The organism is Pseudoalteromonas sp. SM9913, assembly GCF_000184065.1.
Lineage (GTDB): Bacteria > Pseudomonadota > Gammaproteobacteria > Enterobacterales > Alteromonadaceae > Pseudoalteromonas > Pseudoalteromonas tetraodonis.
Genome location: NC_014803.1, coordinates 2442311 through 2462760 on the forward strand (window position 1 = coordinate 2442311; position 20450 = coordinate 2462760).

A 20450-nucleotide genomic window follows, 5' to 3' on the forward strand; every position below is an offset into this window, starting at 1 on the left:
ATAGTTAAACGATGCGCATCAGCTGTTCTTGACGTTCGTCAATCTCTTCAGCTGTTTTCATCAGTTTTACTTGTAATTCAAATTGGCGTTGATGACTGATCATATCGACCATTTCATGCACAGGATTTACATTCGATTTTTCTAATGTGCCGCCTAATACTTGTACATTGGCTGATGTTTCAACTATTTGGCCTGGTTTAGCTCTAAATAAGCCATCGTTACCCTTCTCGAGTGTAGCGTTGTTTGCATCAACTACTTTTAGCCGATCAACTTCTTCTAAAAAGTTAGCCGGTGCACCTTGAGGGCGAACTTGAATAGTGCCATCTTTGCTAAATTCAATTTTTTCAATCGGTACAGGTAATATGACTGGCCCACCTTCGCCAATAACTTGACGACCGTCGCTGGTAGTCAACATTCCTTCAGCCGTTATATTTAACGAACCCACTTTTGTATAGGCTTCATTACCAGAGGCATCCTGAACACTCAGCCATGCGTTATCACTCATAGCAATATCAAGGCTGCGACCTGTTTCGACAACACCGCCCGATGTCATGTTTGATCCTGGGCGCTCCTGCATAGCAAAAACACGAGTCGGCAAACCTTCACCGAAAGCCTGCATTGACCGTGCTTGCGCAAAATCAGATTTAAACCCAGTGGTATTCGCATTTGCCAAATTATTGGCTTTAAGAGCAAGCCCTTGCATGCTTTGTTTAGCGCCAGATGCCGCTATGTAGACCATTTTATCCATAACATCGACTCATTAAGAAATCTATGTATGAGTAAATGCAATATAAGTGCCAAATTAAATTTAAGTGTGAATAAGATTTTAGGAGAGGAATAAAAAAGGCTGCACTAAGCAGCCTTAGTAAATCAAAATATGATTATCTGATCTGAAGGATGTTCTGTTGAATAGTTGAGTTAACCTCAAGCGCACGAGAGTTTGCTTGGAAGTTACGCTGCGCACTAATCAAATCAACCAGCTCATTGGTTAAGTTTACGTTAGACTGCTCAAGAGCTGACGAATTAATGTTGCCTAGTGTGCCTGAACCTGGCTCACCCGCAATTGGTTCCCCCGAGGTCAAACTTTTTTTCCATGAAGTGTCACCTACTTGCTGCAAACCTTGTGAGTTTGAAAAGCGCACCATGGCAACTTGACCTAAGTAAGTTGAATCACCATTACTGTAAGATGCAACAACTTTTCCATCTGTACCAATATCAATACCCGCTAAGCGACCTACTGTCGCACCATCTTGCTCTAGTGCTTTCACCTCAAAGCGACTCGCATATTGAGTAGGCGTTCTATTTGCAGTACCGGCCTCATCGCGCCAATTAATCGCAATATCATCAAATTGGGCGCCATTAGATAAAATACCCGATAAATTAGTTCCGGTTAAATTAACATCAGTAAAGGTTGGACCAACATTTGGAGCACCATTAGTCGTTGCAGGCAAACCGCTAGCATCAAACCCAAAGGTACTTAGCGGGCTTGGTGTTGCTGTCGCGGCACCAGTTGCATCAAAGGGAGTTTTATCAAGCGTACCATGTACTTGCCATTCATTAGGCGCTGTTTTTACAAAAAAGAATTGTAGAACATGTGGCTCACCAAGTGAGTCATACATTGTGGTCGATGTCGAAGAGTTATAAGTAGTACTGTCTGTTGCATCAAAAGGGACAGCTATTACATCTTCTCGAGAATCGACGTTAAATGATGTATAAACGTTTGAAGTAGAGCGCGGAGAGCCCGAAGAATCTGGTATTTGTAAAGCAGATGAAGTACTAAGACTTACAGAGGTCGTATCACCACTAACTTCATCAACTGGGAAGCTTTGTAAAAAATTACCTTTAGCATCTACAACAAAGTTATCTTTATTAAGCTTAAATGCACCCGCACGCGTGTAGGTAAAGTCTTGTGCGCCTAAGTCTTGACTGGTAGCAAAATACCCCTCACCTGTGATCGCTAAATCCAGTGAATTATTAGTAAACTGCAGCGAGCCCTGATGAAACTGCTGGGCAACCATAGTGGTTTGTACACCATCACCATTTTTCGTTTTACCGGCGCTAAATACTGATGATGCGTATACATCAGCAAATTCAGCGCGAGACTCTTTAAAGCCCGTGGTATTTACGTTGGCAATATTATTGGCGGTAACATCTAAATCTTTTTGTGCGGCAGCAAGGCCTGTTAATGCAATATTGAAGCTCATAATTAACCTCTAACCTAAAAAATATTTAGCCTATTGGCTAAAAAATACATAAAATCTATTACGCGATTTCTGCGACATCAGTCAGCCTAACCGCACCTTCTTTGGTATTAATAATAATGCCGCTTGAGCCATTAATATTAACACTCTCAATATTTTTGAATGAGGCAATTGGTAAGCTAGAGAATTCGCCATCCGTACTGCCTTCAGCTTTAACATTGTATTCACCAGGAGGAAGTCGTTCACCCGCTTCGTTTTTACCATCCCATGCAAAGCGAACCGCACCTGCAGGCTGCGTGCCTAAATCAATAGTTTTAACTAATTGCCCTGATGCATCTTCAATACGAAGCGTTAAATTGTCTACCGGCTTTTCAGCAACAATCGCTCCCTTTACCTCACCCGACTCATTAAGCTCAAGTGTGTCAGACTCCAGCAGCGCTTGCTTACCAACCAGTGTTGATGCTTGCAATGCTGAATTTGATGTCATCGACGCAGCTAAAGACTCAAAGTTAGAGTTTAAATTTGAGATCCCTTCAGCCATAGTAAAGTTTGTCATTTGTGCAATCATCTGATCGTTATCAGCTGGTTTGCTGGGATCTTGATATGACAACTGCTGTGTTAACAACGAAAAGAAATCTTCTTGGGTTAACGCATCACTCTCTTCTTTTTTTGGCACTTGCTTATCTTGCCAACGTAAAGAGTCCATGTAGGATGAAGAAGTACTAATATCGTTACTCATGAGCTACCCTCAGTTACCGCTGACCTAACAGCAGTGTTTTACTTAACATTTGCTTAGCTGCATCAGCAACTTGAACATTTGTCTGATAAGAGCGAGAAGCAGAAATCATATTTGCCATCTCCTCAACAACATTCACGTTGGGTTTGTAAATATATCCATTTTCATCCGCACTCGGGTGATTTGGGTTATATTCGATTTGTAGTGGTTTATTACTTTCAACCACTCCTAACACTTTTACACCAACGGCAGAGCCCTGTGGGTTGCTTGCTGACGCTGACGCTTTTGTTAGCTCCGCAGCAAATACAGGTTGTCGCGCTCGGTACGTCTCATTTTGTGAAGAGCTAATTGTATTGGCATTAGAGATATTACTTGCCGTGGTATTTAATCGCACGTTTTGCGCGCTCATACCAGAACCAGCAATATCAAACACATTATATAAACTCATAATTAGGCTCCTTGACTACCGAGGGCTTTTTTCAGGCCTTTAAATTTACCATTAAGAAACTGGACACTGGCCTGATACTCCATAGCATTCTGTGTATACAAGTTCCGTTCCACTTGTATATCAACAGAATTGCCATCACCTGTATCTGTTTGATTTGGCGTACGAAATAGTTCATTACTACCTACACTACGGGTACCACCGGCAATGTGTTTTTCATTGGTTCTTACCATGGTATTGCCGCTTAGTTGGTTGGACTTTGCCGTTTTTAATGCTGAGGCAAAGTCGATATCTTTTGCTTTATAGCCGGGCGTATCAGCATTTGCGATATTAGTAGCGAGCATTTCTGCTCTTTGCGAACGGATCAACATCGCATGCGGATGCACGCCTAATGCTTTATCAAAACTGATAGCCATAACTACCTCCAAAAAATTGACTCAGTACCGATAAAGCAATAAATGAGCCAGCAGTGAAAATAGTGATGATAAAAACAAAAAACGACGCAATAGGCGTCGTTTAGAGGAGGGATAATATATTAATGAAGGTCATTTCTTTTGATAAATGATACCAGGGTTACAACGCACCATATCAAAGTCAGTACTTAAACCAGACATAGACTCCGACGCACCTAAAAATAAATACCCCTTAGGGTTAAGTGCTTGAGAGAATTGTGCAATTATTTTGGCTTTCACCTCAGGTGAAAAGTAAATTAAAACATTACGGCAAAATATAATATCGAACTTACCCATTAAAGCGTACGAATCGAGCAAATTTAAATGCCTAAAGCTCACTTGCTTTTTCAATGAATCAACCACTTGTGCCATACCATTGCCGCTGTCTTTAAAAAACTTTTTACGACGTTCAGCAGAGAGTCCGCGAGCCAATGCCAATGCATCATATTCAGCATGTTTACACATATCAAGCATGGTATTTGATATATCTGTACCAATTATTTGTGCACCCATTTTTAAAACACCAGGGCTGCTGGATTGAAACTCAGCAACCGACATCGCTATTGAGTAGGGTTCTTGTCCTGATGAGCTCGCCGCAGACCATATTTTTAATGGCCTATTTAACGTTTTAAACTCAGGGAATAATCTGGTTTTAAGTAACTCAAACGGATACTGATCTCTAAACCACAATGTCTCATTGGTTGTCATGGCATCAACAACGGCTGCGCGCAACTGGCGCTCATGCACACCGAGAGTTTTACTTACCAATTCAGACAACGATTCAACATTAAATCGAGACATTAATGGTGCCAAACGGCTCTTTACCAAATACTGCTTATTTTCACCTAAAACAATACCGCACTGTTGTTCTAAAAATAAGCGAAATTGATCGTATTCGTTTTGCTGCAAATCTTTATTAGTCAAATCAATAACACCTATGTTTATTAATCACGATGAACCCATTTATTAACGGCTGTTGCAAGCTCGTCTGGGTTAAATTTTGCAATAAAATCATCTGCTCCTACTTTTTCAATCATCGCTTGATTAAAAACACCACTCAATGATGTGTGTAAAATCACATGTAGTGGCGCAAGTTTAGGATTAGCTTTGATTTCTGCAGTCAGCGTGTAACCATCCATTTCTGGCATTTCTACATCAGAAATGAGTAGCCCTACTCGCTCTGTAATATCATTTACGCAATCGAGCTCTGCAATTTCTTTTAATCTTATTAAAGCTTCTTTACCATTTTTAGCCAACTCAGTTGTTACACCTAATGGTTCCAATGCTCGTTTTACTTGATTTCGCGCAACAGCCGAATCATCAGCAATAAATACTATTCTCTCGCCTAAATCTTTTTGTATATTACCTTGCGAGGCAACATCATCGCTCACGGTAGTATTAACTGGGCAGATTTCGTTTAAGATTTTTTCTACGTCGAGTATCTCAACGAGCTCATTTTCAATTTCAGTGACGGCTGTTAAATAAGAATAACGACCCGCTCCTGACGGCGGTGGCATTATTTTTTCCCAGTTCATGTTAACTATACGTTCAACACCACCTACTAAGAATCCTTGCACTGTACGGTTATACTCAGCAATTATTATAAAGCCATCTTCGATGCTTTTTATTGGGCGCCCGCCTACGGCCATAGATAAATCAATCACCGAAATAGTTTGCCCACGAATATGTGCTACGCCACGGATATAAGTGTTAGATTTCGGCATGCTAGTCAATGGAGGGCATTGAAGAACTTCTCTTACCTTGAACACATTAATACCAAAGCGCTGACGCCCATTAAGCTTAAATAACAATAATTCCAAGCGGTTTTGCCCAACCAACTGTGTACGTTGGTTTACTGAGTCTAAAATGCCGGCCATTTAAATCTCCTAAGAAAACAAATATAAGGAACGATAATTGCTTTCAATTAATAAAGCGTCATAACACAACGGGGGCGTCTAAATTCTGACGCAAAATATTTATACCCTGTTTGCAACCATAAGCATAGTCGAAACATTATGAGTTTGTTAAAAAAAACCAGAAGATACAGTGTTTTTTATTTTCTTGCTAGCCTCTGCTTCGCTTTGCCACTAAAGGCACAAGTATTTAGTAAAGAGTTATTGCAAGAAATGGCTGTATCTTATGTTGCTCAAAAAGCAGTGACTACAAATGATAACAAAATACAGTTTAGCGCATTACCGCTAGATAGCCGCATTCCCGATCGCCAATGTAATTCTGAGCCTGAGCTAATAACGCCAAGTGAGCCTCCCTTTAATCGCCAAGTCACTATTCAAATAAAATGTAACGATAGTGACAACTGGGCACAGTACGTTCATGTCAGAATCACTGAATCAGCACCTGTTGTAGTTGCAACTACCAATTTAGCACGAGGTGAAGTGATTACTCCATCCCATTTAAGTATTGATATGCGCCCTGCACACTTTATCAGAGCGCAGTACCTTGAAGATCCAACGGCTCTTATTGGTAGTCGTAGCAAACGCAATATCCGTGAAGGAATGCCCGTTTTACTTAATCAAATATGTATGGTGTGCAAAGGTGATTCTGTTACAATTTATGCTAATATCAAAGGGTTAAGAGTGAAAACGACGGGTATTGCATTAGAGGATGGCACCTTGGGCGAGCAAGTAAGAGTAGAAAACAAAAAGACAGGTAAAGTTTTAAATGCGCGTGTAGATGGTGTAGAGTCTGTGCAAGTAAATATTTAATATAAATTTATGCTAAAGTATCTTTAATAAATGCCGATATAAAGGCATCAGTTGGGCAATATACGGATTTTTATTATGGTCGGTCAAGTAAATAAATCAAATCAACAACCGAGTGTTTTAACAAACACTCAACAGCAAAAAGTTGATTTAAAAAGAGATAATGCAAATACACAGGCGGCACAAACGCCTTCACCTAAAGCTGCCAGCGATTCGGTGAGCTTAACACCGCAAGCTAAGCAATTAAAATCGTTACAAGAGAAAGCGCAGCAGTCTTCTGGTTTTGATAGCAACAAAGTTGCTGAGCTTAAAAAAGCGATTACTGAAGGTAATTATCAAATCGACAGTGAGAAGCTTGCCAAAAATCTAGCAGACTTTGAGTTTAACGTTTATGGCTGATCACAATAGTTTAATTACAATTAAACTAAATGAGCAAATTACTTGCTTAACAAAACTGAGCGAGTTACTCACTCAGGAGCTTACTGCGATTGCATCTCGAAGAGGTGAAGGTTTAAAAGAAATTGCCCAACAAAAAATGTCTTTTTTAACCAGTATAAGCACCCTTGATAAAGAACTCAGCAAACTGATTGCCAGTAATGATCAGCAAACAGATGAAAACGCTGACTTAATTAAGCTAACTCGAGAAAAGCTTGAGCAGTGTCAAAAACAAAATGAAGTTAACGCTCATGCAGCGCATCAAGCGCAGTTAAGTGTAAAGCAATTAAAGGGGATTTTAATTGGCGCACCTTCGTCTATGACCTACGATCAAGCCGGTAGCGTAGTTAATACTGACAACAGCATTGTGCGTAACCTAAAAGCCTAAAGAATACTCATAAAAAACGCCTAAACGATTATTCGTTTAGGCGTTTTTTATGAGTAATAACTTGTCGCTTAGTAATAAGTAACTTTTTTCACTTCCCGTGGTTTTATCTCACCGATGTACAAGTCGTGTACGCGCTTCATATTAAGCTCAAGCTCAGTAATATACATATCATTAACGGCATAAGTTTTTATAATTTGCGCGCCTTTTATAATACCTTGCACTTTACTCTGTAAATAATCATCTTGGGCAACAGAGCCTGCGACGGTTGTGCCTGCGGTAATTTTTTGCCCGTACACTTGTTCCGTTAGTTCGCGGTATGCCTCTAGCTTGGAGGCTTTAATTGCCATAAGCTGTTTTTGAGTGTCATTACTTCCCGACTGCAAACTAATGGGCGCGTACCCTATTGCTTTTAATACAGGGTAATTATTTGGCTCAACATATTTATATTCAACGTGCTTATCAAATATATTGCTACAACCGCTTAACGTTAAGCAGCCTAATGTGATCATTAATGGCATTACTCGCATCATACAGGGCCTTTAAAAACTAATTAAACTCAGTTATGCACGTTTAATGCCAGTGATACCTATATTCTGTAACAACAAATAATAGTGGTACATTACTTGCTGAGACTCATTAACGCTAACGTTTAATTGGAGTAAGAGTATGAAGTCGTTTTTAAAAGCAGTATTGGCAGGATTAAGCACCACTGCTGTATTAACGTTTTCACCTTTTACCCACGCTCAGTGGTATGAGTCTACAGGCCATGCGGTTATTCAAAATAGCGACATTCCCGGTGCAAAGGCCGCTGCAATAAAAGATGCGATTACCCAAGCCCTTGTATTCTCTGGTGCGCGGGTGAGCTCGGTGCAAACACTTGTTGATGGTGTTTTAACCCAAGATCAGCTAAAAATAAGTAGCCAAGGCGAAATTCAAAAAATAGAGCTTGTCAGTGAAAACCGCAGTAGTGATGAGTTTGCAATTACCTTACGCTTAGATATCTTTGCGCAAACAGAGCAATGTCCACAAAGTAACTTTAATAAGTTTATAGCTGTCACGCAAAGCCAATTAACAAATCGTGAACAAGCGAGAATGGGTCAAATATTTGACATTAACAAAGCAGTCAGTAAAAACATTTATACCTCGTTGCAAAAATCAAAAATGAGTGCAATACCCGTTGCCTATTTCAACAAAGCTATAAAGGTTGATACCTACTTTAATCAACAGCATGACTATTCAAACAGTCAGTTAGAGGAAATTTCATCACGCAGCAACGCGCAATATGTGCTGTTAAGTCAAATAACCAGTTTATCTACCAGCGATAAACTCAATAGCGACTATGCGTTTTGGCAAGATGAAAGCTATCAGCGCCACTACCAAATAGAGTTTAGCTTATTTAATGGCACCACTTATGAGCCTTTATGGCAAAATAGCTATCAAAGCCAAGCAATTTGGCCATTTGAAAAAACAGCCATTATTGATGTAAATAGTAATCGGTTTTGGCAATCACCTTTTGGCCAAAGCATTAGTGATATAAACCAAACCTTAAGTTACGACCTACAAGCTGCCATGGCCTGTCTACCTACTCAAGGTAAAATAATGCATATGGAAAACAATAAATTAGTGATTAATTTAGGTAAGGCTCATGGCTTAGAAAAAGGCCAACAACTGAGTATTGCCCATCATAATTATTTAACCGACGCACAAGGCAACACTATGCCGCATACCATCACTACACTTAACCGTATACGAATTGAACAGCTTTATCAGCACAGCGCTATTGCCGTTAGTATTAATGATCAGCCTTTGCCGGGCGTACAAATTAATGACATTGTAGAAATTGCCGAGCAATAGCCGCATGTAAAATGCTAAAGCGCCTCGCTTAGTTTAGCCCTTAAATTAGAGTGGGCGCTTAACCACTGAGCCAATTGCTCAACCCCAGATAAGTGCGGGTAATGCTTTCTACATGCAAATACAATATTACGTTGTTGATTAGGAAAAATAGGCAAATAATGAATACCCACTCGTGGTATTGCTGCAAGTTTTGGCACAAATGTAATTCCATCATCCATCGCCACCAGCGCTAATAAAGTCTCAAGGCTATTTCCTTGATACTGGCTGGAAACATCGACCCCTGCCGAAAAACAAAACTGCTGGGCTTGATCTTTAAAGCAATGGCCATCACTTAACATTAGTAGGTTGCAACCTTGCAGGTCTTGCAGTGCCACTTTTTTATGCTTACACAATGCGTTATCGCTTGATACGGCAACTAAAAAGTCTTCTTTATATAAATCAATGGTATGGTAACTTTTAAGTTCAGGTACATCCGCTAAAATTGCAAAGTCGACTTCACCACTTTCTAGCGCAGCTAAAATAGTGGTTGTTTGCATTTCAGTAAACGAAAACTGGCTATTTATAAACGCTGCTTTCATTGATGTTAGTAGCGTGGGTAATAAATAAGGCGCAATCGTTGGAATAATACCAATGGTAAGCTTACCCTGTAGTGGTTCATTAGATGTTGCTGCCAGCTCTTTTAATATTTGTGTTTGCTCTAAAACGACAGCTATTTGTGTCAATAAACGTTCACCTTTGGCAGTTAAGGTAACGTGCTTGGTAGAGCGATCAAAAATAATAACACCCAATTCTTGCTCAAGCTTTTTAATTTGCCCGCTTAAAGTAGGCTGGCTTACAAAACAGGCATCGGCCGCTTTACGAAAATGCTTATAGTGGGCAACCGCTTTGACATACTCTAAATCTTTTAAGTTCATATTCACACTCAACCTGATAGTTTACATCTATCAGTTTAATACAAACAAACGATTGGAACTATATTTAAATACTCGCCATAATGGCTATCAACAAATCAAGAGGAACTAAAAAACATGTTAAACAATATTGAAGGTCAAACAATCCCAAACGTAACATTCGCAACGCGTCAAAACGACGAATGGAAATCAGTGACTACAGACGACATTTTTAAAGGTAAAACGGTTGTTGTATTTTCACTACCAGGTGCATTTACACCTACGTGTTCATCAACGCACTTACCACGCTATAACGAACTAGCTGGCGTACTTAAGCAAAATGGCGTTGATGACATTGTTTGTGTATCAGTAAACGATACGTTTGTAATGAACGCATGGGCTGAACATCAAGAGGCGCAAAACATTACCTTACTACCAGATGGTAACGGTGAATTTACCGACGGCATGGGCATGTTAGTTGATAAAAATGATTTAGGTTTTGGCAAGCGCAGCTGGAGATACTCTATGCTGGTTAAAGATGGCGTAGTAGAGAAAATGTTTATTGAGCCAGATTTACCAGGCGACCCATTTGAAGTATCAGACGCTGACACTATGCTTGATTACATCAACCCAACTCAAGTAAAACCAGAAGCAGTTACTCTATTTACTAAGCCTGGCTGTCCTTTCTGTAAAAAAGCAAAAGAGCTACTTACAGCTAAAGGCTTTGCATTTGAAGAAATCGTAATGGGCGCTGGCGCATCACTTACCAGCCTTAAAGCTGTATCGGGCCGTGAAACCGTACCACAAGTATTTATTGGCGGTAAGCACATTGGTGGCTCAGACGACCTAGAAAAATACTTTGCTTAATTAAGTAAATAAAACAGGGGCTGCAACGCCCCTGTTTACTAAAGGAAAAACACTATGAAAGAATTGCAAACCGACGTTGTTGTTATAGGTGCAGGTACCGCTGGTTTAAGTGCCTATCGTAATGCTAAACAATTTACTCAAAACGTACTTATGATTGAATCTGGCCCATACGGTACAACCTGCGCACGTGTTGGTTGCATGCCAAGCAAATTATTGATTGCCGCAGCAGAAGCCGCCCATTCAATAGAAATGGCCCCTGCCTTTGGTGTTCACAGCTCAAAACCGGTTATTGACGGTAAAGCCGTTATGGCACGAGTAAAAAGTGAGCGCGATCGCTTTGCAGGATTCGTAGTAGAAGCGGTAGATGAAATACCTAGCGAAGATAAAATTCGCGGCTATGCACAGTTTTTAGATGCCAACCGCGTACAAATAGACGACCACACCATTATTACTGCCAAGCGCTTTGTAATAGCAACGGGTTCACGCCCTTCTTACCCAGGTGTATTTAATAACTTTGGTGACCGACTGATTATAAATGACGATGTATTCGACTGGGATGATTTACCAGAATCAGTAGCCGTATTTGGCCCAGGCGTTATAGGCCTTGAAATTGGCCAAGCGTTACACAGATTGGGTGTAAAGGTAAAACTATTTGGTGTAGGTGGTGCCATAGGTCCATTAACCGACCCAGTAGTTAAAGATTACGCTAATACCGTATTTGCAGAAGAATTTTATGTTGATACCGACTCAAACGTATCCGACATGAAAAAAGTTGGTAATAAAGCAGAGCTCACCTACACCGACAAACAAGGCATTAAACACACTGAACAATTTGACTACGTGCTGGCTGCAACAGGGCGAGTACCAAACACAGATAAACTAGGGTTAGAAAACACCGGCATAGACCTCGATGAACGTGGCGTACCAACGGCCGATGCCCATACTATGCAATGTGGCGACTCACACATATTTATAGCCGGTGATGCCAGTAACATGATCCCACTGCTTCACGAAGCATCTGATCAAGGAACAATCGCAGGGCAAAACGCAGGCCGTTATCCTCAAGTGCGTGCTGGTTTACGTAGAGCTAAAATTGCCGCTGTGTTTAGCGACCCACAAATAGCCATGGTTGGTGAAAGCTTTAAAGAAATTAGCGAACGATTAGGAAGCTGTGACTGCTTTGAAATAGGCGAAGTCAGCTTTGAAAACCAAGGCCGTAGCCGCGTTATGCTAAAAAACAAAGGGCACATGCGTGTGTATGCCGAGCACGGTACCGGTTTATTTTTAGGTGCTGAATTTATTGGCCCACAAGCAGAGCACATAGCACACTTACTTGCATGGGCTGTACAAAACAAAATGACTGTACCGCAAATGCTAGATATGCCTTTTTATCACCCTGTTATTGAAGAAGGTCTACGCACTGCACTGCGTGATTTAAACGCTAAATTAAAATTTGGCCCAGACATTATTAACCATTGTATGGAATGTGGCCCAGGCGCATAACACATCACTAATACACACTTGCTACTCAAAGCCAAAACCATTGTTTTGGCTTTTTTTATGTTAAAAACTGGTATATAAAATGGAGTTTAAACTGCTACACTCAGATTAATAAACAAACAAAAATGGACCGAAAATGAGCAATAATAAATATAGACTTGTCACTCGAAGCGATTTTGACGGCCTAGTGTGTGCCGTATTACTTAAAGATTTAGACTTAATCGACGATATTTTATTTGTGCATCCAAAAGACATGCAAGACGGTAAAATAGCCATTACCAGCAACGACATTACCACTAACCTCCCCTACGTTGCAGGGTGTCATATTGCATTTGATCATCACTTGAGTGAAACCGTTCGTAACGCGAGCGATATAAAAAACCACATTATTGACCCAGATGCGCCCTCTGCAGCACGCGTTGTTTATGATTATTATGGCGGTGCAGAGAAATTCCCTAATATTTCAACTGACATGATGGAAGCGGTCGATAAAGGGGATTCTGCACAATTTTCAAAAGACGAAATTTTAAACCCAACAGACTGGGTACTGATGAACTTTATTATGGATGCGCGCACAGGACTTGGCCGTTTTCGTGAATTCAAAATTTCTAATTACCAGTTAATGATGAAGTTAATTGACGCCTGTAAAGATCACAGCATAGAACAAATACTAGCTATGGAAGATGTTGCCGAGCGTGTTGCGTTATACCACGAGCACAACGCACAAGCTAAAGAGCAAATAGACCGCTGTTCATCAATACACGACAACTTAGTGGTACTCAATTTAACCGAAGAAGAAACCATATTCGCCACTAATCGCTTTGTTATTTATGCCATGTTCCCCGAGTGTAATATTTCAATTCATAAAATGTGGGGGCTTAAAAAGCAAAATGTGGTGTACGCCATTGGTAAATCAATCACCAATCGCAGCTCAAATACTAATGTTGGCGAGTTATGCCTTAAATACGGCGGCGGCGGCCATTTAAATGCCGGTACTTGCCAAGTAGACACTGACAAAGCCGAAGAAGTATTGAGTGAGCTGATTACTACGATTACCAGTGATGGCTGATTTATAGCCTCGGGGTTCGGGGTTCGGGGTTCGGGGTTCGGGGTTCGGGGTTCGGGGTTCGGGGTTCGGCAAAGTATTTTATAAAGCGGGCTAATTGATAGCTCGCTTTTTTATTATGAAAAATTTAATGGAGGGCTTCTTTGAGCGACAACCGAACATTGAGGTGAGTCGTCATTTACTTAGTAAGAAAGAAGAAAACTTTCCTCTTTTTTATACGCTCAGATAAGCTACAATAATAATATAAGCTCATGAAATATTGACGTTTTCGCGCTAGAATAGGGAAAGTGTCCTCTGATAAAGTTGTTATTTGAATAGGAGCTTTCAATGGACGAGGTAGTCAAAAATCGCTTCGAAGAATATCCCGAAAAAGTTCGGCTACGACTTGAGGAGTTACGAACTTTAATCTTCAAGCTTGCATCCGATTTGGAGCTAGGTGAAGTCGAAGAGTCACTGAAATGGGGTGAGCATAGTTATAGTGTAAAAACAGGCAGCCCAATTAGAACTTATTGGAAGTTGAAATCACCAAACCAATACTACTTGTTCTTCAACTGCCAAACTAAGTTAATCGATACATTTAGAGAGCTGCACAATGACACACTCGAATTTCAATGTAATAGAGCAATCGTATTAAGTTTATCTAGTTCGTTGCCTGAGGCGGAAATCAAGAACTGCTTAGAGCTAGCTTTAACCTATCAGCAGCGAAAGCATTTGCCACTTTTAGGCGCGTAATAGGTCGTCACATATAAGACACTAAACTAGCTCCTTTTGGTCACTACCCGTTAGCTTAGCGTTACTAATGTTCAACCGATAGTCGTTATAGAGTGGTTTAACTTACAGTGTAAAGCAGTTGTTTCTGGTAGATTCATCATTTTTGTCGGATGGCGTGGCTCCGCCACTTATCCGACCTACGTCAAAATGTAGGTTGGTTAAGCCGAAGGCGCCACCCAATAGGCTTTCAAATTCACTTTTCATCCGCACATGGCACATAGCTGACATTGCTACAAATATACTACATAGAGTTGGGATAGGAATAGAGAGAAAAAATAACCCATTGATTTAATTGGTAGCCCCTGCAGGAATCGAACCTGCAACTGCCCCTTAGGAGGGGGCCGTTATATCCATTTAACTAAGAGGCCACGCTGGGTGCTAAGTACTAGGTGTTTGGAAATTATAACGGCATCTGGTTTTTTATATCAAGCATCAAATTAAGTTAATTGCTTGATAAATATATATCTTCTTTATTTAATACGTAAAGCGGTATAAATGTTCGGCTGCTGGCTGCTAAACGTTTGCTTTGAATATCAATAACGCGTGCGTTTATTTCTACCCCGTCCTCTCTATAAATAAGGGTGCCTGACAATACATGGCTGGCTATACTGGTACCAGCAAGTTTGCGAGTGTTTCGTGTAAAGGCAAAGTCGCCTTGCTTATTTACGGTAATTAAATTGGCTGTTTTAAAATCAACGGCGCTATAACCAAACTTTTGTAGCTGATGTATAAAGGTTTCTGATAACTGATTACCTAACTGGCTTGCTGTAGTTAAACTTGCGTCTAAATCAACGAACGACGTAACTGCAATCGCTGCATCTTGCGGGGCAACTTGCATAGTGTCGGTTAAATCAAGTGCCATTTGCTCTACGTAGTTAACTAAGCTTTTGTGGTGCTTGTTTGGGTTAAATTGCGTTGTATCAGCATATTGCTCTTGCTCGTCATTGCGCTGCATTTGCGCCATGATTTGGTTAAAATCAAGGTTACTTACCACCGTTTGTTCAGGCTCAGCCTTAGCGGGTTCGGCCATGCTAGATTCACCAAGTAAATTACAGCCTGAAAGTAATATTAATAATGCACTTATGCTAATTATAGCTGAGCGCTTAGCTAAGTTAGCCATGATAAACCTCACTTACTCGCTTGTTTTAGCATGATGCCATCAGCACTGTTACTGCTATTTAACGCGTCGATCACTGATTGCGGAATAAAGCCCTGTGCAGAGCCTACAACCGCTTTACTCGCTAAACCAACAATACGTGCGTTTACTAGTATGCCACCTTGGTGGTTTACTAGCGTGCCGGCTAATACGTAACTAAAATTTTGTTCTTGGTTAAGCTCTAAGTAGTCGCGACTAAAAACAAAATCGCCGCCAGGTGTTACACGCATATAATCGGTGGTTTTAAAATCGATTACCGGTACACCAAAATTATGCAGCTCATGCATAAAGCTCTCTGCTATTTGATTACCCACTAAGTCAGCATTGTTGTAGTCACGGTCTAAAAAAACAAAGCTTGATACCGCTAATGGCGTTTTAGTATTTACGTACTGTAAATTTTCAGCCATGTCTTGCATGATGCCACGCACATAATGATTAATATTTTTACGTGTTGGCGTGTTAACTTGTTTGTTTTTATTCATCACTGCTGTTTTATTTTGATACAGCGAGTCGCTTTGTGTAGGTGCGGCTACAGGGCGTTGCTCAAAAAACATAGGCGCATCGTCGGTAATTTGTGTGTCACTATGGTTTGTCATTTGTGAACAACCAAAGCCTAGTGGCAAACATAAAGTTAATAGTAGGCGTTTCATGTGTGCTCCTAATTAATATTCACTGCGGTAAATATAGTCACCGCGCTGCTGTATTTTTTCATTGCTCCACATCACATTGATGGGAATTTCAGTACTGCCGGCAGATACAACTTGGTTGGTTTGCATATTTACCATTCGTGCATTAACAATATAAGCATGCTCTTGGCGAGTTAAAGTACCGGTGATGACAAAGTCAATAATCTGACGCTGCTTTAAGTTGCCAGTATTGCGGCTAAGTACTGAGTCTGCACTCGCTGATAAGTTAAGTTGGTTTTCAAGCCGATATTCAACCGTGTTATAACCTAATTGGGTGAATTGGGTTATTAAGCTTTCCTGAATCTGCTGGCTAAGCCCTGCCCCCTGTCCTTGAGCAACGTGAGAATCTAGGGCATCTGCTAAATAAAAGCTACTGACCGCAATTGAAGCAGTGCTTTTAAAAGGCTCTTTAATATGGCTAAGCTGGGCACTTAAGCTACTTACGTACTGGTTCACCGTATAAGGTGCCATAACCGCTTTAGGCGCATCAGTGCTTATACTCGGCTTTGGCTGAGGTGTTAAACTACAGCCCGCTAAATTTAATAATAGTAAGGGTAACAAAAGGCGCATAGTTGCCATCCTCTAAAAACATAACAACAAAGCAATTATTATGCCGAATACCCTTGTCACATATTTATTTTAAAGGCTGCTGGGTGTAATGACTCACAATGCAGTTGATTTGGCGCTGTTTAAGTTTATCGCAATCAGCAGCCGCATTCGCTTGTTCCTGATAAGCCCCAAGCTTTAAACGGTAGTAGGTCATGCCACTCACGTTGATAGTTTCTACATTCGCCACAAACTCCCCCTCAAATAACGAAGATGCGCTGGCTTTTATTTGATTTAAACTTTGGCTAAGTCGGTCTTTGTCGGTAACGGCTGCAACTTGGAGGGCAAACAGCGCTTTAACGGCTTGTTTTTCATCAGCTGCTGCATTCGTTGCCACTTGAGCTTTTTGTGCTACTTTTGGTGATACCGTTTCAGCTGAAGCTTTAGCTGTTGGTACTACAGGCGTATTTGTTGATGCGGTGTCTTGATTTGCCACCGCATTTAATTGGCTTATTAATAGCTTTAAGTCTTGTTCAATCACTAGTAGACGCTCAACACCTGCTTTGGCTGCTTGCCACTGCTGAGACGATGCTTTTAGCTGCGCTAACTCCTCGTCAGAAAGGCTTGCACTGGCTTGTTTAGGCTTAGGCGATTCCACTGCTGTTTTGGGACTGCTGCATCCAGATATAAAAAGAGCACCAATACAGGCGATGAGTATTGAATAGCGTTTATATAAATTAGCATGTTGCATGGTTAAACCTTATTGTTATTAGTGGCTAATAAGTTGCGCTTGGACTTGGCAGTTCAAGCCCTTCACTTTTAATTCTGCGCATACTTGTTCAAGCTCTCCTTGGGCAGACTCGGCATAAGCGACGGCTAAAATATACCGTTTTTGTTTATCGTCTTTAATATAAAAAGCATCACGCTTTGATTGCTCATTTAGATGGCGCTTAATTAATTGATAATACGCTTTCATAATCGGCAATGATGAAAACCCACCCGCATTAGCAATATACGCTGGCGTTTGTGTTTTTTCTTTAAGCTCAAAGTCAACGCCCATTACCACTTCACCTTGTGCTGGTAATTTAACCACCACCTGTTGCGTATCTTTTAAGGATTTACGTTGCTTAAACTCATCATCTATAACCGCTTTATATTCGCCAGGGCGTAAATCGGTAAACAAATAATAGCCATCATAGGCAGCTTGCGTTTGCGCCACTTGCTTACCTTGTTTGTCGAGTAATTTTACGGTAGCAAAAGGCTGTACTTCACTGCTGCCTTGCTCATCTTGTTTGTAAACAGTTCCCTCCAATTCACTACTGTGATTAAGCGGTATTTCCATATATTCAACAAAACCGGCACGCGGTGTAATTGAAAAGCCATCGTTGGCGGCAACTAAAAAAGGCTCGCTAATACTAGCAGGATCAATCACTATGTCGGTTGTTCTATTCGCCGGCATACCTTTAAGTATCGCTAAGCCATTTTCGTTAGTTACAGCTCGGCGATAATTTTGAACTCCTTTTACCTTAACGCCTTCAATTCCCTTTTCCCCATCATCTTGAATATTGTTATTATTTGAATCAAGAAAAACTCGAACCATTAAAGTCCCTGAATTTACGAGGCTTCTTTTACTTAAAAAGTACTCGTCAGTGTTCGTATCAAAACCGATACTAAAGCGACTAAATAAACCTAGTCGCCAATTATCATCGTCATCGTAGCTCATTGTGCTATTTAAGCTAAAACTATCGCTTTGCCAATTTAGACCCAACTCCATAGAAACTAAATCGTTTATACGAGAGTTTCTTAGTGTGAATTCAGATTGCAAATTCTGAGATAAATTACGGCTTAATTCTGCTTGGTAACCCAGTATAGTCGAACCAGAGTCTGCGCTGTAGTCAACACTAAAACGAGTGTATGTTTTACCAAATCGATGTTGAAGACGCATACTGCCAAGTGTTGTTGCATCATCTAAAGAATCAAATTTTCGCCAAATTAAATTGTTACTAACAACGGTACCACCTAAATTATACGATAAGGTATTATCAACACTTAAATATGAGTCACTAAATTCTCTGTTGTTATAGGCGAGCGTATTTTGATAGCTCAAGCTTCCAAATGATTCATCAAATAACTTTCCTGCCGTGTATAGTTGATAACTTTCAGTTTTCGCTGTATCTGTATCACCAACTATTTTTTCATTGTTTTGAGACAGGCTTAAACGTACCGATTGACCAACTAATTCACCTCTAGCTGCGACCTCTAGCTTATCTTCATCGTTATTATTTTTTTCATAATCTAGATTAAGTAATACCTTATCAAATATACTCAGGTTTGAACCAAAGGCATAATTGTTAACATTATCACCCGAATTGCTATTTAATATTGATGTACCAGCATAAACCGATAAATAATCAGTTAATCCCGTTTCATAACGACCCGCTAGCTGCCAACCTTTGCCTTGTGTCGAATAAAGTGACTGATTGAATAACTGCTCACCTTGCTCAGTAATTGACAACTCATAAAACGATTCATCTGCTGACAAACTATTACCATCTATAAAATATTGCTCTGTTTTTCGCTCTACTTGTCCTTGTGGACCATAAAAAATCAGCTCAAAATTATTAGCGCCAAATAATAAATCAATGTCTTCAAATAGATAGCGCCCATCAGCTAAGCTAAACTGCTGCGCTAGCAGTACATCATTTCTATATAACTCAACATCCCACCCTGGTTGAATGGCACCCGTTAAGTTAATTTGATTACTATTAACCTGTTTAAAAAGTGGTTTGTTATCAACTTTTACTCCTCTGGCGTAACTACCATTAAATCGTTTACCGACTTGAGTTGCTAATACATCTCCAAGTTGAACCGTTGTCGCATTTAAAGGACCTAATAGGCGTGCATCTTTACTTTGACGGCTAAATGATAATCTTGAATCAGATAGTAAATCTTGTTTTCGTCCTGCAAAAAAATACTGAGTATTAAAATAGGCCAAGTCATTTGATCCTAATACAGAGTACCCTATCGCTGAATCCGTATTACTCTTAGTTGCACTAAGCTGCACATCAGCAAGAGGCGATGAAATTGCGCTGTATGGACTGGCCTTCCAAGGTAAGATTGCTTGACGTGACTCTCTATTAGTTACAGTTTCTCGCTGCTCTCTTTCGCGTTTTAATTCTATAGGCAATTTGGTAGGGGAGCTTACATTTAGCTCAAGTGCTGAATATTCAATATCAATATCTAACGAAAACCACTGCGCTAACAAGTTACTATCAACAAACATATCGCCGTTCTCAGCATAAGCTTGTTGGCTGTTAAATGAATATCTAACGCCGTTAATTTGTACTGTATTTGTATTTAGGTCTAGATAAAACTGATTATCTTCACGAATAAACCAGCCTTGAGCAATAAGGTCATCGCTATTTATATCGATAGCAAAATCCAGGCTTTCTGAAAAACTTAATAAATCTATTAATACACCGGTTTTACTTTTCACCCCGAGCATTTCACCCAGGTAATTTTTTTTCACGAACGATGAAAAAAATAATAACTCCCCTTCGGGGATGCCCTCACCTTGCTGCACATTAAGCTCGGGCTCTGTTCTTTCATTTGCAGCTTGACCAGTGTTGTATTGCTGCCATTTTTTATCTATTTTTTTTATGCTAGCAAGAATGGCCTGAGTGTCAGGCTCTGCTGCTAATAATGGATCAATTGATAAAAAAATGATCAACAACCAC

At 40.3% G+C, this 20450-nt stretch carries 22 protein-coding genes and 1 tRNA gene; 8 read left to right on the forward strand and 15 right to left on the reverse strand.

Annotated features, from left to right (window positions below; all coding sequences use genetic code 11):
- Positions 1-4: 4 nt before the first annotated feature.
- The 7 genes from PSM_RS11190 to PSM_RS11220 form a co-directional block, all read right to left on the reverse strand.
- On the reverse strand, positions 5-748 hold the full coding sequence (locus PSM_RS11190; RefSeq protein WP_013465590.1) for a flagellar basal body rod protein FlgF: 744 nt from the start codon (positions 746-748) through the stop codon (positions 5-7).
- A gap of 133 nt (positions 749-881) precedes the next feature.
- A complete protein-coding gene (gene flgE, locus PSM_RS11195; protein ID WP_013465591.1) occupies positions 882-2204 on the reverse strand; it encodes a flagellar hook protein FlgE in 1323 nt (440 codons plus the stop codon).
- Positions 2205-2262: 58 nt separating this feature from the next.
- The gene (locus PSM_RS11200; RefSeq protein ID WP_013465592.1) at positions 2263-2940 is read right to left on the reverse strand and encodes a flagellar hook assembly protein FlgD; all 678 of its coding nucleotides are present in this window, start codon (positions 2938-2940) and stop codon (positions 2263-2265) included.
- Positions 2941-2953: 13 nt separating this feature from the next.
- Positions 2954-3385 carry a flagellar basal body rod protein FlgC gene (flgC, locus tag PSM_RS11205; protein ID WP_013465593.1) on the reverse strand — a complete coding sequence of 144 codons (432 nt, stop codon included), beginning with the start codon at positions 3383-3385 and terminating at the stop codon, positions 2954-2956.
- A 2-nt stretch (positions 3386-3387) separates the two neighbouring features.
- Positions 3388-3798: a flagellar basal body rod protein FlgB gene (flgB, locus tag PSM_RS11210; protein WP_013465594.1), complete on the reverse strand. Its 411-nt coding sequence runs from the start codon at positions 3796-3798 to the stop codon at positions 3388-3390.
- Positions 3799-3927: 129 nt separating this feature from the next.
- Positions 3928-4758 carry a CheR family methyltransferase gene (locus PSM_RS11215; RefSeq protein ID WP_013465595.1) on the reverse strand — a complete coding sequence of 277 codons (831 nt, stop codon included), beginning with the start codon at positions 4756-4758 and terminating at the stop codon, positions 3928-3930.
- Between the two features lie 20 nt (positions 4759-4778).
- The gene (locus PSM_RS11220) at positions 4779-5711 is read right to left on the reverse strand and encodes a chemotaxis protein (protein ID WP_013465596.1); all 933 of its coding nucleotides are present in this window, start codon (positions 5709-5711) and stop codon (positions 4779-4781) included.
- A gap of 138 nt (positions 5712-5849) precedes the next feature.
- Here PSM_RS11220 and flgA point away from each other — a divergent pair, with 138 nt between their 5' ends.
- The 3 genes from flgA (at position 5850) to flgN (ending at position 7377) form a co-directional block, all read left to right on the forward strand.
- Entirely contained in the window at positions 5850-6557 is a 708-nt protein-coding gene (gene flgA, locus PSM_RS11225; RefSeq protein WP_016899218.1) for a flagellar basal body P-ring formation chaperone FlgA, read from the forward strand.
- 75 nt (positions 6558-6632) lie between these two features.
- Complete coding sequence (gene flgM / locus PSM_RS11230; protein WP_013465598.1) at positions 6633-6953, forward strand: flagellar biosynthesis anti-sigma factor FlgM; 321 nt, start codon at positions 6633-6635, stop codon at positions 6951-6953.
- Entirely contained in the window at positions 6946-7377 is a 432-nt protein-coding gene (flgN, locus tag PSM_RS11235; protein WP_013465599.1) for a flagellar export chaperone FlgN, read from the forward strand. Before flgM ends, flgN begins: the two co-directional genes overlap by 8 nt.
- Positions 7378-7445: 68 nt before the next feature.
- Here flgN and PSM_RS11240 read toward each other — a convergent pair whose 3' ends face one another.
- Positions 7446-7904 carry an LPP20 family lipoprotein gene (locus tag PSM_RS11240; RefSeq protein ID WP_010387855.1) on the reverse strand — a complete coding sequence of 153 codons (459 nt, stop codon included), beginning with the start codon at positions 7902-7904 and terminating at the stop codon, positions 7446-7448.
- Positions 7905-8043: 139 nt separating this feature from the next.
- On the opposite strand from PSM_RS11240, the gene PSM_RS11245 reads away from it, so the two are divergent.
- Positions 8044-9231, forward strand: coding sequence for a flagellar assembly protein T N-terminal domain-containing protein (locus PSM_RS11245; RefSeq protein ID WP_013465600.1), 1188 nt, complete (start codon positions 8044-8046; stop codon positions 9229-9231).
- Between the two features lie 14 nt (positions 9232-9245).
- Here the strand turns inward: PSM_RS11245 and PSM_RS11250 are convergent, their stop codons facing one another.
- Positions 9246-10145 carry a LysR substrate-binding domain-containing protein gene (locus PSM_RS11250; protein ID WP_024602007.1) on the reverse strand — a complete coding sequence of 300 codons (900 nt, stop codon included), beginning with the start codon at positions 10143-10145 and terminating at the stop codon, positions 9246-9248.
- Between the two features lie 114 nt (positions 10146-10259).
- Here PSM_RS11250 and PSM_RS11255 point away from each other — a divergent pair, with 114 nt between their 5' ends.
- The 4 genes from PSM_RS11255 (at position 10260) to PSM_RS11270 (ending at position 14286) form a co-directional block, all read left to right on the forward strand.
- Entirely contained in the window at positions 10260-10988 is a 729-nt protein-coding gene (locus tag PSM_RS11255; protein ID WP_008466566.1) for a glutathione peroxidase, read from the forward strand.
- Positions 10989-11042: 54 nt separating this feature from the next.
- Positions 11043-12491, forward strand: coding sequence for a dihydrolipoyl dehydrogenase (locus PSM_RS11260; RefSeq protein WP_013465602.1), 1449 nt, complete (start codon positions 11043-11045; stop codon positions 12489-12491).
- A gap of 133 nt (positions 12492-12624) precedes the next feature.
- The gene (locus PSM_RS11265) at positions 12625-13557 is read left to right on the forward strand and encodes an exopolyphosphatase (RefSeq protein WP_013465603.1); all 933 of its coding nucleotides are present in this window, start codon (positions 12625-12627) and stop codon (positions 13555-13557) included.
- A gap of 324 nt (positions 13558-13881) precedes the next feature.
- The gene (locus PSM_RS11270; RefSeq protein ID WP_016899216.1) at positions 13882-14286 is read left to right on the forward strand and encodes a DUF1801 domain-containing protein; all 405 of its coding nucleotides are present in this window, start codon (positions 13882-13884) and stop codon (positions 14284-14286) included.
- A 332-nt stretch (positions 14287-14618) separates the two neighbouring features.
- Here the strand turns inward: PSM_RS11270 and PSM_RS11275 are convergent.
- From PSM_RS11275 to PSM_RS11300, 6 genes are all read right to left on the reverse strand, one after another.
- Positions 14619-14693: transfer RNA gene (locus PSM_RS11275), tRNA-Arg, on the reverse strand.
- 74 nt (positions 14694-14767) lie between these two features.
- A complete protein-coding gene (locus PSM_RS11280; protein ID WP_013465605.1) occupies positions 14768-15445 on the reverse strand; it encodes a FlgO family outer membrane protein in 678 nt (225 codons plus the stop codon).
- A gap of 8 nt (positions 15446-15453) precedes the next feature.
- Complete coding sequence (locus tag PSM_RS11285) at positions 15454-16131, reverse strand: FlgO family outer membrane protein (RefSeq protein WP_013465606.1); 678 nt, start codon at positions 16129-16131, stop codon at positions 15454-15456.
- A 12-nt stretch (positions 16132-16143) separates the two neighbouring features.
- Complete coding sequence (locus PSM_RS11290; protein WP_013465607.1) at positions 16144-16737, reverse strand: FlgO family outer membrane protein; 594 nt, start codon at positions 16735-16737, stop codon at positions 16144-16146.
- 64 nt (positions 16738-16801) lie between these two features.
- Positions 16802-17464, reverse strand: coding sequence for an SPOR domain-containing protein (locus PSM_RS11295; protein WP_013465608.1), 663 nt, complete (start codon positions 17462-17464; stop codon positions 16802-16804).
- 18 nt (positions 17465-17482) lie between these two features.
- On the reverse strand, positions 17483-20443 hold the full coding sequence (locus tag PSM_RS11300) for an MSCRAMM family adhesin SdrC (protein ID WP_232311322.1): 2961 nt from the start codon (positions 20441-20443) through the stop codon (positions 17483-17485).
- Positions 20444-20450: the final 7 nt, after the last annotated feature.

What these genes read in the sequence shown, in the direction of transcription:
- flgN (WP_013465599.1), top strand. Translation starts at nt 6,946, where the DNA reads ATGGCTGATCACAATAGTTTAATTACAATTAAACTAAATGAGCAAATT.
- PSM_RS11245 (WP_013465600.1), top strand. Translation starts at nt 8,044, where the DNA reads ATGAAGTCGTTTTTAAAAGCAGTATTGGCAGGATTAAGCACCACTGCT.
- PSM_RS11260 (WP_013465602.1), top strand. Translation starts at nt 11,043, where the DNA reads ATGAAAGAATTGCAAACCGACGTTGTTGTTATAGGTGCAGGTACCGCT.
- PSM_RS11255 (WP_008466566.1), top strand. Translation starts at nt 10,260, where the DNA reads ATGTTAAACAATATTGAAGGTCAAACAATCCCAAACGTAACATTCGCA.
- flgB (WP_013465594.1), bottom strand. Translation starts at nt 3,798, where the DNA reads ATGGCTATCAGTTTTGATAAAGCATTAGGCGTGCATCCGCATGCGATG.
- PSM_RS11220 (WP_013465596.1), bottom strand. Translation starts at nt 5,711, where the DNA reads ATGGCCGGCATTTTAGACTCAGTAAACCAACGTACACAGTTGGTTGGG.
- flgA (WP_016899218.1), top strand. Translation starts at nt 5,850, where the DNA reads ATGAGTTTGTTAAAAAAAACCAGAAGATACAGTGTTTTTTATTTTCTT.
- flgE (WP_013465591.1), bottom strand. Translation starts at nt 2,204, where the DNA reads ATGAGCTTCAATATTGCATTAACAGGCCTTGCTGCCGCACAAAAAGAT.
- flgM (WP_013465598.1), top strand. Translation starts at nt 6,633, where the DNA reads ATGGTCGGTCAAGTAAATAAATCAAATCAACAACCGAGTGTTTTAACA.
- PSM_RS11270 (WP_016899216.1), top strand. Translation starts at nt 13,882, where the DNA reads ATGGACGAGGTAGTCAAAAATCGCTTCGAAGAATATCCCGAAAAAGTT.
- PSM_RS11285 (WP_013465606.1), bottom strand. Translation starts at nt 16,131, where the DNA reads ATGAAACGCCTACTATTAACTTTATGTTTGCCACTAGGCTTTGGTTGT.
- PSM_RS11200 (WP_013465592.1), bottom strand. Translation starts at nt 2,940, where the DNA reads ATGAGTAACGATATTAGTACTTCTTCATCCTACATGGACTCTTTACGT.
- PSM_RS11280 (WP_013465605.1), bottom strand. Translation starts at nt 15,445, where the DNA reads ATGGCTAACTTAGCTAAGCGCTCAGCTATAATTAGCATAAGTGCATTA.
- PSM_RS11190 (WP_013465590.1), bottom strand. Translation starts at nt 748, where the DNA reads ATGGATAAAATGGTCTACATAGCGGCATCTGGCGCTAAACAAAGCATG.
- PSM_RS11240 (WP_010387855.1), bottom strand. Translation starts at nt 7,904, where the DNA reads ATGCGAGTAATGCCATTAATGATCACATTAGGCTGCTTAACGTTAAGC.
- PSM_RS11265 (WP_013465603.1), top strand. Translation starts at nt 12,625, where the DNA reads ATGAGCAATAATAAATATAGACTTGTCACTCGAAGCGATTTTGACGGC.
- PSM_RS11290 (WP_013465607.1), bottom strand. Translation starts at nt 16,737, where the DNA reads ATGCGCCTTTTGTTACCCTTACTATTATTAAATTTAGCGGGCTGTAGT.
- flgC (WP_013465593.1), bottom strand. Translation starts at nt 3,385, where the DNA reads ATGAGTTTATATAATGTGTTTGATATTGCTGGTTCTGGTATGAGCGCG.
- PSM_RS11250 (WP_024602007.1), bottom strand. Translation starts at nt 10,145, where the DNA reads ATGAACTTAAAAGATTTAGAGTATGTCAAAGCGGTTGCCCACTATAAG.
- PSM_RS11295 (WP_013465608.1), bottom strand. Translation starts at nt 17,464, where the DNA reads ATGCAACATGCTAATTTATATAAACGCTATTCAATACTCATCGCCTGT.